Origin of the sequence: Arthrobacter sp. JUb119, from assembly GCF_024807995.1 — a bacterium.
In the GTDB taxonomy this organism is placed as follows: domain Bacteria; phylum Actinomycetota; class Actinomycetes; order Actinomycetales; family Micrococcaceae; genus Glutamicibacter.
This window is the reverse complement of record NZ_JANUFE010000001.1, coordinates 1,155,607-1,171,807: the sequence shown is the minus strand read 5'-3', so window position 1 is coordinate 1,171,807 and position 16,201 is coordinate 1,155,607. Positions and strand designations below refer to the sequence as shown.

Below are 16,201 nucleotides of genomic sequence, written 5' to 3'. Positions count from 1 at the left end.
CATGCCTAAGCCCCGGGCGGCGGGGCGGCCAGGCAGCACTCAGGGAGTCGGGCCCGCCGTGCTCGGACTGGCAGTTCCCATTCCTGGCCCGGAGCTGCCCGGGGATTGGGCCGGCGCTGTGGAAGAAGCCGGGGCGCCGGTGGACGGCTCGGCCGTTGGACTGCCCAGATCGCCGGGGGTGCTGGTTGCGCCCGGTGCCGGGTCTTGCGTCGCTGGCGGGCTGGGCGAGGCAGATGGGTCTGCAGTGGTGGAGGAGCTGGAATCAGGTGGGACGGTGGATGCCGATGCATCTGCCGGCGCGCTGCTTGGGGCTGGTGCGGCCGCCTCTGGTACCTCGTAGAGCACGTCCACGAAGTAGTTCGTGTTGTTCCATGAACTGCCGGGCATGGTGCCGGCACCGTAGCGGAAGACGCCGTTGGAGCCTTCCAGCCTCAGCCCGGCCGTGGATTTGCCTTGAGCTAACTCTCCCGGTGAGTGGACGTACCCGCCGTGGGGCGCCTGGTAGGAAATGGTGAATTCGGTGCCTTGGGCGATATCCAGCGGTGTCCCCAGATAAGCGGTGTGCCAGCCCTGCTCGCTGGTGGCATCGAAGCTGGCGCTGCCCAGCTGGCTGCCGCCGGCATCCCAGATGGTGCCGGTGCGCGCCGAAGCACCCAGCGGGCCCTGGTAATAGCGCAGGGCATGAATCCGCAGGTCCTGTTCGGCCACCATGCGCAGGCCCAGTTCCACCGCCGCATTATCGCCCGGATCCAGCACGCTGGGCTGGGAATCCAATCCAAGGAAGGATGCTGTCGGGGCGTTGGCGCCGACGGTGCTGAAGGTCCAGGGGGCCATGACTTGTTGCGCAGTTCCGTCGCCGAGCAGGTTCTGGGCATCTACGGTGATAACGCTGGCCTCGGGAAGCCCGGTGTCGGCGGTGAAGGTCAAGGTCTTGCCGCCATTGCTGGCCGCAGTGGATCCGGGAATCGCCGAACCGCTGGCGCTGGCCATGATCTCCGCCTGGCTGCTGACCGGCTGGTTGAATTCCAGGGAGATCGTGCTGCCGGTGGCTACCTCGGCCTGGCCGGCCGCCGGGGTGCGGCCGGCCAGTGCCAGGGGCTCCGCTTCCGGTTGGAAGCTGACATCCACCAGGTAGCTGGTGGACACCGTGGAGGCCGGGAATCCTTCACCGTAGCCGTAGTGCCCCGCGGAGCTGGTGGTTTTCAATGCGCCGACCTGCAGGGCGCTTCCCAGGGCCCCGGGCGAGGCCGGGTACACGCCGTTGCTGCGGTAGGCGGCAACGTATTCGGTATCCTGGTCTATGACGACAGGCGCGTCGAAGGCCGCGTACTGCCAGCCGGAGACCGGGATGTCCGGGAACTGCAGCTGCGCTATGGCTTCTCCGGTGGAGGAATAGAGCCAGCCGTCAAGTGCGCCGGTTTCCCCGACGCTGCGGTAGAACTCCAGGCCGAGGATTTGCCCGGCGGTATCCGTGGAAAAACGTGTTCCCAAGGTGACCGGGACGCCGTCAAAGATGGCGGGAACCGCCGGCAAGTCCAGGCGGCTGAACAATCCGCAGGGGCAGTCGTCAGGATCTTGCGCCGCGTCCGGCTGGATGCGGAAGGACCACGGCTCCACGCTGGCCTCTTGGCCTCCGGCAGTCTTGATGTTCTGGGGCGAGATGGTGATGATGGCATCGGCCGGGAACGGTTCATCTGCGGTGAAGGAGAGCATGGTGCCGTTCTCCTCCAGCGTGGTGGCCCCGGCAATGGCGTCCTGCCCGTTGGCCACCGATAGCGTGCCGGCCGCATCGATCTTCTGGTTGAAGCTCATCGTGATCTTGGCATCTGGAGCAACGCCGGAGGACTGGGCGGCGGGGGACAGGGCGGTCACTTCCAACGGCGCGGCGGTGGGGCTGGGATCAGTTGTAGCTGTCGGAGACGGGCCCGGAGTGCTGGCGCCATCTGCGGTGGTGTAGGCGAGGTCAACGAAGTAGTTGCTCGAATTCCATGAACTGGCTGGGACGCTGCCGGAGCCATAGGTGAACAAGCCATTGGATCCGGAAAGGGCCAGCTCCGCATTCGACTTGCCGTCGGCGAAGTCAGCGGAGGTGTACACATAGCCGCCGCTGGGTGCCTGGTAGGAGACGATGAACTCGCTGCCCTCGACCATGGCCAGCGGTGTTGGAAGGTAGGCGGTGTGCCAGCCCTCGGCTGCAGCGGATTCGAAGGCAACCGAGGCCAGCTTGGTTCCTTGGGCATCCCAGATGGCGCCGGTATGCTCGCCTTGGCCCAGCGGCCCCTGGTAGTAGCGCAGCGCGTGGATCGCGATGTCCTTCCGGGCGGTGAATTTCAGCCCCAGTTCCACCGCGGCATTGTCGCCAGGATCCGTATTGCCCGGGGCCTGCTCGCCCAGGAAGGTGCTCAGCGCAGTGCCCTGCCCGGCGGTGCGGAAGCTCCAGGCGGCAATCTCGGCATCCCCGGATTGGGTGCCGGAGATCCCGGTGGGCGCCACGGTGACCACCGTGGCCTCGGGCAACGGCGCGTCCGGGGTGAAGCGCAGCGTGGTCCCGTCCTCATCCAGGGCCGAGCTGCCGGCCACCGGGCCGCCAGGGGTGCTGACCTCCAGTGCTGCCCCGGATTCCAGCGGTTCGCTGAAGGCCGCCGAGATCTGCGTGTCGACCGGGACATCGTTCTTCCCCGGCGACGGGGTTTGCGCGGTGAGGCCCACGGGCGCTGCCTGCGGGGTGAAGCTGACATCCACCAGGTAGCTGGCCGAGACGCGGGTTCCGGGGAATTCCTCGGCGTAGCTGTACTGACCGGCGTTGCCGGTGGTCTGCAGCGGCCCGGCCGTGGTCGGCTGGCCGAAACTGCCGGGAGTCACCGGATAGATGCCATTGCTGCGGTAGGCGGCGACATACTCGGTACCGGCCTTGATGGACACCGGCGAATCGAACTGCGCATACTGCCAGCCCGTGGCCGAATCATCGGGGAACTGCACCTGGGCAATGGCACTGCCGGTAGCCGAGTAGAGCCAGCCGGTATGCGAGCCGGATTCCCCCGGGGAACGGTAGAACTTCAACCCGTTGAGCACCCCGTCGGTATCGGCGCTGAAGCGGGTGCCCAGGGTGACAGGGGTTCCGTCATTGACCGCAGGATCAGCCGGGATTTCCTGGTCGTTGTAGAACCCGCACGGGCAGGCCGAAGGATCCTCGGGCACCGGCAGCATGGTGCGGAAGGACCACGTATTGCCACGGGCCACGTCATTTCCGGTCAGGTCCTTGGCCGCCAGCACCACGGTATAGGCCTCGCCTTCTGCCAGCGAAGCGTCCGGGGTGAAAGTGGCTCGGCGGGTGGTCTGGTCATAGGCGCTCTGCCCGGCGACTTCCTGCCCGGAAGAATTCTTCACGGTGATGCCCACCGAAGCAGGATCGCTTTGCTTCGACAAGGTGGCGCCGATAGCGGTGCCCACCGGGACGCTGCGGGCGGTATCCAGCGGGGTCTGCCCGTACGCGCTGAGCTCGATGGACGCACCGGTTTCGAAGAGGACATCCACGTAGTAGTTGCTGCGGTCCCACGCGGTGGTGGGGAACCCGGCAGAGCTGCTGTAGAGGCCAGCGGACGGGGTGCCGAAGCCGCCGGCCACCTTGACCGGGGAAGCATCCACGCCGCGGTAGGCGAAGTCCTGCAGCTGCATGGCGTAATGGCCTTGGGGCGCATAGTAGGACGCGACAAATTCCTGGCCGGCCTGCACCTCCACCGGATTGCTGAATGTGGCTGTTTGCCAGCCTTCGGCGCTTTCGTTGGAGAATGTGGCGGTGGCCAGGGCGGTGCCGTTCAGGTTCCACAGCGTTCCGGTGTGCGTGCCGGTATTGGCCTTGGACTTGTAGAATCTCACCCCGGTGATATAGCCGTCGTTGGCCGCGGTAAAGCGCAGGCCCAGCTCCACCGAGGAGCCGTCGCCGGAATCCGGGGTCCGGGGCGTGAACTGGCCGTAGGCGCTGTACGGGCCGGTGACCTCGTAGAGGACCGGGGTTCCCGTCTGCGGGTAATTCCCCGAATCGTCGACGGCGCGCACCAGCAAATCCTGCTCACCGGTGCCCATTTGCACCGCGTCGATGGACCATTGCGTGGTGCCTTGCGCCAGCTTCCAGGTTTGCCCGGCGTCGAAGGAATATTCGACGGCCGCGACTTGCCCTTGGCCGTCGCTGGCCGTTCCCTTCACCGAGATCCGGTCGCCAAAGCCCACGGCGCTCGCCGGTGCCTCGGTGACCTGGACGGTCGGCGCTTGCCGGTCCTTGGGCGCGTCCGGGTAGGACAGCTCGTCCATCAGCGTGGAGGGCAGGGCATCCATATCGGCCAGCAGATTCACCTCTGCCTGCTGCATCCGGGGGTCTTCCTCAGCGCCATTGCCGTCATGCCATTGGTCCAGGCCCCAGGTCCATTGCACAGAACCTGCCGAGAAGACGCTGGCTCCACTGGCCGCCTTGTAGAGCGTGAGGTGGTGCGTGGTCGTTCCCGGCGCCACCTGGTTGCCGAAATCCTGCAGGTATTCGGGGATCTCGCCGGTGGTGGTGGACAGGTGGATGAGCCCGGGAGGGCGGAAGCCGTTGGGCAGGTCCTCGTTGGACTCGTAGCCAACGGTGTGCGGAGCCAGCTCGGTAGTGCTGCCGGGGTCCTGGCCGCCCAATTCGGTGTCACGCCACAGGCGCAACTTTCCTTCTTCGCTATTGACAGTGACCGGAAGATCTCCGGAGTTCACCACATAGGCCGTTCCGGTTAAGCCGTTCTCGGGCAATCCGCCGCCTTGGCCTGGCGGGGCGAAACGCGGGTCGCGCCAGGTGCCGGTCCATTCGGTGGACGGGTCAATCTTGGAATTGGACCAGGTCTCCTTGTAGCTGACCAGGGTCCGGTAGTCATTTCCTCCCGTGTTAGAAGGCTCGTAGCGGGTCCGCCAGTACACCTCATTGCCGGAGAGGAACTGCAGGTTCACCCCGGCATCCCGGGCGGCTTCCACATTTGCCCGTTGGGCGCCGGACCAGTATTCGTCATGGCCAACCGAGAGGAAAGCATTGTGGTTTGCCAGCAGGTCTCCGTGCCGGTCCGTATCCACTCCGGAGAAGTAGCTCACGTCATAGCCGTTGCGTTCCAGGAAGCGGACCATCGGGTATTCGGCACCGAAGTAGAAGTCCCTGGATTCAATGCCGCCGCGGGTGGCGAAGGGGCGGTTGTAGCTGATCTTGAAGGCGCGCCCATTGGCCGCACCCGAATAGAAGTCGGATCCGCCATAGAGGTTGTAAGCATGCCAGGTGGGATCCGAGGTCTGGAAGAGCACGTCCGAGGTACTGGCTTCATCGCGGACTACGAAGGTGATGTGGCTTGAGCCCCCGTTGTCACTGCGGGTGAGCTTGGCAAGGTAGACGCCGGAGACCGCATCGGCCGGGACATTCCAGCTCGCCGAGACCTTCCAAGTGCCGCAGTCGGTGAGTTCGGTGGAAGAATCGGTCAGGCACGCTGGCTGATTCTGCGGCAACGCAGCGCTGGGGGAGATGGAGGTGATCTTCCGGGCTCCCAATCCCTGGTACCAGCCGGTGCGGTAGATATCGATGGTGTAGTCAGGCGCATCGGTATCGATCTTGAAATCGACCGGCGAACCGACATTGACGCTGATGTCGGTGGCGAAACCCTGGATCGAGCTGTCTCCTGCCCCCTGGATATCCCATTCGGTCCACGGAGCACCCGGCTTGGAATTCTCGCACACGATGGGATTATCAGCTGGCTGGCAGGGATCGGCGGCCCTGGCGGGCAGGGCAACCAGCAAGGAAAATACCAAGCCCGCAAAAGCTGCGCCGGCAATGGCTATCAGCAGCATGCGACGGGCGCTGGAAAGCGGTAATTCCTTGACATGAAGATCCGCCGCGCTCATTCCATCCCCTTGGAGAGAACCCGTTTTCAACGGGATAATCGACAGCGCGGCAAGCAACAGGCCACACCTGATCCCAGAATATGGACTGCCTGCATCAGCCAGATAGCGGTTACACGGAAAACGAGAGTATCTAGGGTGTGGCTCTGGAGTGAAGGCAAACCACGGGGTGCGGACGCTGCCTGTGCAGATTCAAGTCCTGGACGGGTAACGGAAGCCTCGACCGCCGTCCAGGCGCACCACGCTGGAACAGGCAGGAGGGTCCATCGGGTGATGGCCACGTCGTCGGGCTGCGAACTATCCTGCTTCAGGTTTGGCCTTGTCCCTTCTCCCAGACGGAGACGGGGTATGGGCTGTCAAGCGCCAATGCGCGCCAAAGCCATCCCCCAAGGCCGCACGGCCGAAGATGCCAGTATGTGGTTTCAGGATTCCCCAGACACTCGGTGCGCTGCATGCTGCAGTGTGCCTTGAACTGGTGTTCCCGCCGGAAAGTAATGCGTTCACGAATAGGCGGTACTCTGCTCCAAGGGCGAGAGTGCTATTTGGTGGATGAACGCTATCGCAAGTGCTGGCGGCCATCGAGAGGATCCGGGAATCAACTGGTTTTATGTGGCGTATCCCGGACCGCAACAAACCTGGCGGCAGACGGCAGGTTGGCCTTGGATGCGGAATTTCGCAAGAATATTCGCTGATGCCAGGATAGCGCTCGTCAGAGTCTATCGAATAAGTGAAAGTTTTCACAAAGTCGGATTTTCCCTGCGTAACATGCATGAATTCGAGGGAAAACGGGGGATGCATAGCGCTACTCTGGAAATGTAGGCAGTGGAAAATAGCTGCCTCCATGCAAGCATCAGCCCAAGAAATCGCAAAGGTGCCACACCCGTGTCTGACAACAAGCCAATCGTACTTCTGGCCGAACAACTCTCCCCAGCAACCGTTGCTGCTCTCGGCCCCGACTTTGAAAATCGTCAGACCGACGGGGCTGACCGCTCCCAGCTGCTCGAAGCCATTGCCGATGTAGATGCAATCCTCGTTCGCTCCGCAACCCAGGTGGATGCCGAAGCTATCGCCGCAGCAAAGAACCTGAAGGTTATCGCCCGTGCCGGCGTGGGCCTGGATAACGTAGACATCAAGGCAGCCACCCAGGCTGGCGTCATGGTGGTCAACGCTCCAACCTCCAACATCATCTCCGCGGCTGAATTGACCGTGGGCCACATCGTGTCCCTGGCACGTCGCATTCCTGCTGCCAACGCATCGCTGAAGAACGGCGAATGGAAGCGCAGCGCCTACACCGGCGTTGAACTCTTCGAGAAGAAAGCCGGCATTATCGGACTGGGCCGCATCGGTGCACTGGTTGCTGCCCGCCTGCAGGGCTTCGGCATGGAGATCGTTGCCTATGACCCATACGTCACTCCTGCCCGTGCAGCACAGCTGGGTGTCACCCTGCTGACCTTGGACGAGCTGTTGGCTGAGGCCGACTTCATCACCATCCACATGCCAAAGACCCCGGAAACCCTGGGCATGCTGGGCAAGGATGCCTTCACCAAGATGAAGAAGTCCGCATACGTGGTCAACGTGGCCCGTGGCGGTCTGGTGGATCAAGACGCGCTTTACGAAGCATTGAAGAATGAAGAGATCGCAGGCGCTGGCATTGACGTGTTCGTCAAGGAGCCAAGCACTGATCTTCCATTCTTCGAATTCGAGAACGTCACCGTCACCCCGCACCTGGGCGCTTCAACTGATGAAGCACAGGAAAAGGCTGGCGTCTCGGTTGCCAAGTCGGTTCGCCTGGCACTGGCCGGCGAATTGGTCCCGGATGCTGTGAACGTTGCCGGCGGCGTCATCGATGAGAACGTGCGCCCTGGCATCCCGCTGATTGAGAAGCTGGGCCGTATCTTCAACGCATTGACTTCCGGCTCGCTGACCAGCATTGACGTTGAAGTTGCCGGCGAGATCGCTTCACTGGATGTCAAGGCACTGGAGCTCTCGGCACTCAAAGGCGTCTTCATGGACGTTGTTTCGGATCAGGTCTCCTACGTGAATGCCCCGGTCTTGGCTGAGCAGCGCGGTGTTGCTACCCGTCTGATCACCACCCCTGATTCGCCTGAATACCGCAACCAGCTGACCATCAAGGGGTCCACCAACGAGGGCACCCAGCTTGCTGTAGCGGGTACCTTGACCGGTCCTAAGCAGATCGAGAAGCTCGTAGGCATCAACGGCCACGAAATCGAAATCCCTATTTCGGATCACATGATCGTCGTCCGCTACGCGGATCGTCCGGGTGTTGTCGGCTCGTTGGGCAACGTGCTGGGGGAGCAGGGCGTCAACATCGCCGGCATGCAGGTATCGCGCGATGAAAAGAAGGCGGAGGCCTTGGCTGTCATCAACATTGATTCCGCACTGCCGCAGGGCGTTCTGGATGTTGTGGGTGCGGCGATTGGTGCGAGCGTGGCGCGAGAGATCAACCTAGCTGACTAACATGTCCTAGCGATTCCTAATATTTTTTGACCGGTCTTGAGCGCGCTGAACGTTCAAGACCGGTCTTTTGCTAGGTGAGCTTCACTGGACAGACGCGTGCAGGTTAAACTAATTTGCGCCCCTGCGTTCATTGCAACTTGGCGTTCAGCCGACGGCCACCGAGTGATCGCTTCGCTTCTATATGGTCAGCTGTTTAATCAACCTACATTTCGAGGAATCTCTCTTTGTGCAGGCACTCACAGAGTAAATCGACACCATGGATAAGACGCGCTTAATGTAGGGCAACCCATGCCAACTACGGGCTAGAATTAATCTGATTGACGGACTCTGAGTAAAGCGTTGCCTTGGTGACGCAAGCCTCGTTTCGACAATTGATTTCAGTGATCAAAAAATTTTAGGCTGTCGCGCTATGGGGAAACATTGATGATGTCAGATAAGAGCAGAAAATTGCCAGCTTTGACCAAGAATATTAAATCAACGTATGTAATTTCAATGTTCGTGTTGAGTGGTGTGATCATAGCCCTACTTGTCTTGATCTGGATACTCGTAAGAAATCCACCAGTCATAGCCTTGGTTTTAGGAATTTTTGGTTCTTTATTTTTGCTTGTAGCATTATTGTTTAATTTCTTCTCAACGCAACGCCACTTCAATCAACAGGGTCGCATTGATTCTAGATTGAAGCTACTTGATCAGAAGATATCGAAGTACCAGCAGCTATTGGTTGCAGATGCGCATCGTCGATCGCTGGATTCAGCTAACGAACAAAGTCACGTCATCGGTGAAAGGGTGACTAAGCATGATGCAGAATCACACTCGGAAAAGTCTAAGGATTCAACGCTAAAATTAGTCGAGGCCTCGGATCCTCGCGTTGAGATTCTAAACACTTCGTCCGCGAAGGATGCCACTGCGAAACCCGTTGATTCTAAAGTTCCAGTGGCGAAGTACGCACCTGCGTCTCCGGTAGCGAACGCTGCACCAAGTGCCACTGCGACGTCCGTTGTTTCTAAAGCTCCCGTGGCGAAAGACGCGACTGCGACGTCCGTTGTTTCTAAAGCTCCCGTGGCGAAAGCCGCGACTGCGACGTCCGTTGTTTCTAAAGCTCCCGTGGCGAAAGCCGCGACTGCGACGTCCGTTGTTTCTAAAGCTCCCGTGGCGAAAGACGCGACTGCGAAGCCCGTCGTTGCTAAAGTTCCGGTGGCGAAGGCAGTTCCAGGTACTCCCGTTGCCACTCCTAAAACTGCTGTAGCGAAAGCCGCACCAGGTTCAACTGTAAAGCCCGTTACTCCGAAGGCTCCCTTAGCGAAAGTTTCTCAGGTTGTGCCTTCTAAGGCCGGCCCCAGTAAAACACCTGATCTCGATGAGGCGCTGGACGTATTTCATGCAACTCCCACCGCGGCGGCACTCGTAGCGCTATTAGCGCGACTCTGGAACGACCGAGGAGAGATTACTCGGCCGGCCGCATTGATACATAACCATCCGCAATTGGTAAGTGAATTTAATGCACGAGGCGCACTGCTGGCTCGACAAATCAGCGATGCGGCAAATATGCAGGCATCATTGCCGCCACTGCCTCCTCGATCTGCTGGACCGCTGGTCGAACCCGAAGCAGACCGAGTTCTTTATTGCGTTCACGCAACGCCTGAATTCCACTCAAATGGATACGCCATTCGTACTCAGGGAGTCGCTGAGGGTCTAGTTGCCAATGGTCGTAAAGTCCGTGTTCTCGGGCGACCAGGTTATCCATGGGACGTAATCGTACCGAATAAACCGGAACGAGAACGGATCTTGAATGATACTGGAAACGTAGAATATGTTTATCTTCCTACAGCAGGTTTGGATCAGCTTCCACGGGGCACCTATATGCAAGTTGCAGCGGACGCCATCGTGAGAGAAGCCCTAAAATTCCGTCCTGCTGTGATCCAGTCGGCTTCAAATAGCCAGACAGCTTTGCCAGCTTTGATCGCTGCGCGACGTCTTGGTATTCCATTCGTTTATGAGGTCCGTGGTCTGTGGGAAGTTACACAAGCTACCAAGAGCGAGCATTGGGGAACGTCAGAAAGATACAAACTCGACGCAGACTTAGAGACTCAAGTCGCTGTCGAAGCAGATGCCGTAAGCGTCATAACACGACAGCTCGGTGAAGAATTGGTGAGCCGAGGTGTGTCCGAAGACAAGATCTCAGTCATTCCGAACGCTGTCGATATTAATCTTATTCGCCCACTTTTGAAAGATCCCGTATATAAACCTGCTCCCGGACTTGGGAAAGCCCCACTAATTGGGTTTGCCGGCAGCTTGGTCTCGTATGAGGGTTTGGACCTGCTGATTGATGCGGTAGCACTGCTCAATGCGCAAGGAACAGATTGTCGTCTTGTCATTGCAGGTTCCGGTAATCATGAGTTGGAGCTGCAAAAGGCAGTCAAAGAAAAGGGACTCGAGCGCCTTGTACATTTCTTAGGACGTATCCCGCATGAAGATGTGCGTCGTCTATTAGCTAGCCTCGACGTTGTCGTTTGTCCTCGTAGTTCCAATTTGGTTACCGAAATGGTGTCTCCACTTAAGCCTCTGGAAGCTTTTGCAGCCGGACGCGTGGTCCTTATGTCGGACGTATCTCCGCAACGTGACCTAGCTTCAAAGGGTGAAATTGCACCGCTGTTCAAAGCCGACGATGTCGAATCTTTGAAGAATGTACTGCGCGGGCTCATTGAAGACGACGATCTCCGTCGAAGCTATGAGAGACGAGCCCGTTTATGGGTAGGGGATGAACGCACCTGGAAGCGAGTTTGCGCCCGACTTCTCGAAGCCCACACATTCGCCGCTACTTCGTTGACGGCAAGCCTAGTCTCGGTTCCGGAAAAGAAGCTATTGCCTTCTATTCGTTTAGCTAAGGTAGGCGAGGGGAGCTTGGCCGTTCCTTTCGCCGAACACTGCGAGGTAGTCACCATCGACTCTTCCCCGTCTCGATGGACGTCAATACTTGAAAGTACGCATTTTGATGCTGTAATTTTTACGGGTCGAATGGACGAGAATGGATGGGACTTAACCATACTCAAGGATTTTCTTCAGTTGGCTTCGGCACAGGACATTCCATCCATTCTTGTTTCAGATATTGGTGCTGCAGGTACATCCGTCATCAGCGATTTAGCGAGATATACGGATCACGTGATTTTTAGCGGGACAAATGAAATAGATCCACTACTCGTGCTCGAAGCGACGGGTGAAACCAGCCTTTCGGTATCCACCCCGATATTTGACCCCCAGCAGTCGTCTCCACTTGGTCGTCAGGTCCGCACGAAAGTTTTCTCGGCACTTCCTGAGGCAATGCCTTCCGAACAGGTGCTTGATCTAGCACGTGTTCACGGACTACTCGTTTGCACGACGGGTGAGACGGAAAGAAGTATTCCCAAGCGATTTGCGAAGCACACTGAGCTGTTTGAGGACTCTCGCAAAGCATTTCATCGTGCGACGGAAACCCTAGCGATTCTGCGTTCCCCAAAATCGACCGACCGAAACCTCACAATTGAGGCAACAGCCCGAGGTCTAATCGAAATTGTTATTGATCCTAAAACCAAATTGGATTATTTAGATGACCACCTTGTAACGCTCATGAGTGACCCTGAAATCTGGCTTAACTCCGCGTGGGGCAGCGTTCGTGAAGCGCATCGGACAAGTACCGCCCCGATGATCCTCACAATGCTGTTGCGTGCCGCAGGAGTTTCGGTCGAGTATCGTCGGGCATTTTCATACGCCGTACATCTCGAATCAGTTTCGGAATCTGACACCACAAAGGCAATTCAGGATCTTCTGATGCAAACTGTTGCCCCAGCAGCGATCGTAACTAATGCTGTTGTTGTTCTTTCGGAAGACTTGTCTACGCTGGCAAGCCGCCGGGGAGTACAGATTGGCACTGAACTACCCGAGAGCATAGATTTTGAAGGAATGTTTATTGCCGGACGCGCGCGAACTTTTTATGAAGACTTACTTACTGCCGCACGGTTCGAAGAATGCGATGAAGTGCGCGTTTCGACAGGGTCCGCTAAGTGCGGTGAAATTGTTTCCAGAGCCGAAGGTGGAGAAACGTTACCAATTGGTTTACGACGAGCTGATTGGAGCCGCAACGATATAGAGCGATCTGTTCTTGTAGTGCATCAAGCAACGACAGTGATATCTAGTTCCGAATCTGTGGACGCTGGCCTTTCAACGGTGAGTATCAGCCCTATGGAAAAGAAGTATGTTGAAGCAGACGGCTCGACAACTCGTATCCTGATCCCCGGCCATGATTTAAAGTTTATTACAGGCATATCTGATGCACTAGTAGCAGCCGGGGCCGAAGTCGAGATTGATAAATGGAAAAACCACACAGTACACGATGAAGCTTTCAGCCTGAGTGCCCTGGAGCATGCTCACGTTATTCTTTGCGAGTGGGGATTAGGCAATGCAATTTGGTACTCGAATAATAAGTTGCCGAATCAGCGCCTATACGTCCGTGTGCATAGCCAGGAGATCAAAACCTCGTACTTGAAAAACGTGAATCATGACGCTGTTGATACTTATATTTTCGTTAACGAATTGGTTCGGGACATTGCAGTTGCATTCCATGGAGTGCCCCTCGAAAAAACGGTGATCATTCCCAACGGGGTCGACGTTGAAAAACTTCGTAAACAGAAAAAACCACAAGCTCATAAAACCATTGGCTTTGTAGGCGCTGTTCCGCAAGCCAAGCGCTTGGACATAGCTCTAGACATACTTGAGAAGGTTCGAGAGATTGACCCAGAATATCGGATGGTTGTGAAGGGGAAAGGGCCAGAGGACTACCCGTGGATGCTTAGGCGTCCAGCTGAGATGGCTTGGTACAAGAAGCAGTATGACCGCATAGACCTGATTAATGAATCTACTCCTGGCACCGTTATCTTGGAGGGGCATGGCGATGATATGGCTGAATGGTATTCAGGAATAGGAGTCGCGCTTTCAACTAGTGATTTTGAATCATTCCACTTCACCATTGCAGACGGCGTTGCTTCCGGAGCTCGGCCTGCAGTCCTGTACTGGCCCGGGGCCGACGGTATTTATCCGCGCCACTGGATTTCAAACAGCATTGAGCAAATAGCCAATGCGATCGTTGATGGAACTCATGACCCTGCGGATACAGCTTTAGTAGAGGACCAGTATTCGTTAGAAACCGTTTCACAGGACATTCAGCACCTCATTGCACCTGGTGGAGAACGCGGATGATTCAGTCAGGAAATCAAGGTCAGCAAAAGATCGCATATCGATTGGTTCAAAGATCTGAGCATGGACAGATAACTTCTAGGCGAGATGCATTTGTAATTTGTGCGCCAGAGTTCTTGGACCAATGGCAACGACTAGGAAATGTCCTCATCCTCGTTCCTGGACTAAGCACTTATCAAGTAGTCGGATCTCGAGGGGTACCTTTGATCATTGATGAAAGTGCTCTACTAAGCGGGGCCTGGGCTGGTAGTGACAGTTCGATTGGTGAGAGTCGGGTTTCCGAGTTGGAAGAGTTTGCAGCTACAGCCCGAAGCGGCGGAGGGATATGTGTATACATACGGCGCGGATATCGAGTGCCTAACGTTAATCTTGAACGGTTCCGCGCCCTAGGAGACATCAGTATTAATTTGAGTGACGATAGCCCGCGAATGCCCGAACCGGCACTCATCCAGCAGATACGAACTGTACTTGAATCGGAAAGATGCTGAGCAATGAACGCGAAACGGAAAGTTCTGCTGTATGGCGACGTCAACCTGAGCTACATCGATGGATCGGCCGTTTGGTTGACTTCGATGGCCAATGCCTTGACCCAGACCAGCTCCAAAGTGTCGCTACTTTTGAAGGCTCCCGCCCAAAAGGGTGGGTTATTTGAGGATCTCAAAGCAATCAAAGACCTTGAAATAATCGACGATTTCGCTACTAAGCAAGTCAGAAGCGCAAGTTATTCACAACGTAACGCAGCCTTGCGTATCGAGCAATTAATTGATCAACGTAAATTTGATGCGATAGTTTGCCGTGGCTTTGCGATTTGTAAGGAAGTTTCGAAGCTACCTCAGGCCGGGTCACGGCTTTGGGCCTATATGACAGACATCCCCCAATCTGCGGGCGAAATGACTGATGAAATTCGTGCTGACTTAACGAGTATTGCGACTGTAGCCCGCAGAGTTTTCGCTCAGACAGACGAAGCAAGAGACTTTCTTGAATATCATGTTCCCGCAGCCCGAGGTAAAACACTTGTGCTGTATCCGATGCTTCCTGATACCCATGAGGTGGCAGGAAAAGCTATTGAAAGTGGACATTTAGAAAATGCCGGCAGAGCAATTCGGCTGGTCTACGCGGGCAAATTTGCACGCGCATGGAAAACGCTCGAAATGTGCGAAATTCCGGCAAAAGCCGCAGAGCTAGGCATCGATGTTGAATTGACAATGATCGGCGACAAGATCCAGTTCGACGCCACCGAACCGACATGGTCCGCAAGGATGCGAGAAAAGATTAACGACTCTCCAGGCGTTGAATGGTTGGGGCGGATGAGTAGGCAAGAAACCATGCAGGAACTAAGTAAGCATGACATCGGCCTGGCATGGCGCGGTTCGGAACTAGACGCGAGCCACGAAATATCGACGAAACTGCTTGAATATTTGGCATGCGGAGTGCAGCCCCTACTAAACAGAACTGCCATGCACGAGTCGCTACTGGGTACCGCCTACCCGCTCTTTATAGACAATGGCGACGTTCTAGATGCATTGCAAAAAGTGACAGAGGAACACATTGATCTTGAGGCCCTACGCACAATTACGGGGCCTGCGGTAGACATTTTCCGGGTTAACGTTCGCGCGGGCTATCTTGAAAATGAGCTGGAAAGAGCCATTCAGGGTGACTTGGGGAACGACGTTAAGCTACGACTGAACGTCATTGGCAACCCGCAGTTCAATCACTCGATAAAAACAGTGTTTGGAGAACTACGCCAGGTAATAGTTGATAACTCCGCGGACACGATTAACGAAAAAGAAGATAGTACAATTCGCGACTTCACCGTTGCGCCAGGCGACTTGCTAACGGAGCTTCCTAATGCGGAGCACCCTCTTTGGGCTACCTGGGGCAAAGGAACTAAGCCAGTACCCAAAGGTGTAACACTTAGTGGCGTTCTCATTCGTGAAGTCGGCGATCGTCGACTAGCGGCTCGCTGGGCGGACCTTCCAACAGCACGGGTATTTGTTATTCCAGATGCATGTGACTACACCTCACGTCGGGTGAAAACACCTACTGCAAAATACACTGTTGGTGTCGTAGCGGGTCCAGAGGATGAAGGGATGGCAGTGGCATGCGCCTATCAGCTTCTCAAAGAGTTGCGCAGCATTGATTCTCGGTTCAACATTAAACTTCTTTTCCCAGCAGAGCGTACGGTACCGCTCGATCCGTGGGAACAAGAGATGGTTTTGGACGGATTATCCAAGCTGTCACACGATAGCGCAACAGCTTGTTCTTGGTCGATGGAGACCGTCCATGGAGGTAGCGCTTGGCTTCGAGAAATTAGTTGGATCATCGGCGCAAATGAGAATTCTGTTGCTTTGGAATTTGGCGATACGCCAAAAATATCGGGCACCAAGGAACTGAGTTCCTTTAAAACTATCCATGAATCGCATAAGCTCAACGAAGCAGGGGTTTACCAAGATATTATCAAGCAAATAATTTTGGCCACGCGCGATGAGGACGATAATGGTTTCATGGAAGCCACTTCTGAATGTGCTACAGACCTTGCCGAACTGCACAAAGTACTAGCAGCTGTGTCTGTCTAATCTATCTTGATCGTTAAATG

4 protein-coding genes are annotated in these 16,201 nt (G+C 56.6%); 3 read left to right on the top strand and 1 reads right to left on the bottom strand.

Going from position 1 to position 16,201, the window contains the following annotated elements; genetic code table 11:
* Positions 1-39: 39 nt before the first annotated feature.
* Positions 40-5,904, bottom strand: a complete 5,865-nt coding sequence (locus tag M2368_RS05470; protein WP_498724136.1) for a DUF4082 domain-containing protein — start codon at positions 5,902-5,904, stop codon at positions 40-42.
* Positions 5,905-6,783: 879 nt separating this feature from the next.
* On the opposite strand from M2368_RS05470, the gene serA reads away from it, so the two are divergent.
* From serA to M2368_RS05455, 3 genes are all read left to right on the top strand, one after another.
* Positions 6,784-8,379: a phosphoglycerate dehydrogenase gene (serA, locus tag M2368_RS05465; protein ID WP_498724135.1), complete on the top strand. Its 1,596-nt coding sequence runs from the start codon at positions 6,784-6,786 to the stop codon at positions 8,377-8,379.
* A 423-nt stretch (positions 8,380-8,802) separates the two neighbouring features.
* Positions 8,803-13,608 (top strand): glycosyltransferase, encoded by a 4,806-nt coding sequence (locus tag M2368_RS05460; RefSeq protein ID WP_498724134.1) that lies wholly within the window; start codon positions 8,803-8,805, stop codon positions 13,606-13,608.
* A 488-nt stretch (positions 13,609-14,096) separates the two neighbouring features.
* Positions 14,097-16,181, top strand: coding sequence for a glycosyltransferase family protein (locus M2368_RS05455; protein WP_498724133.1), 2,085 nt, complete (start codon positions 14,097-14,099; stop codon positions 16,179-16,181).
* Positions 16,182-16,201 lie beyond the last annotated feature (20 nt).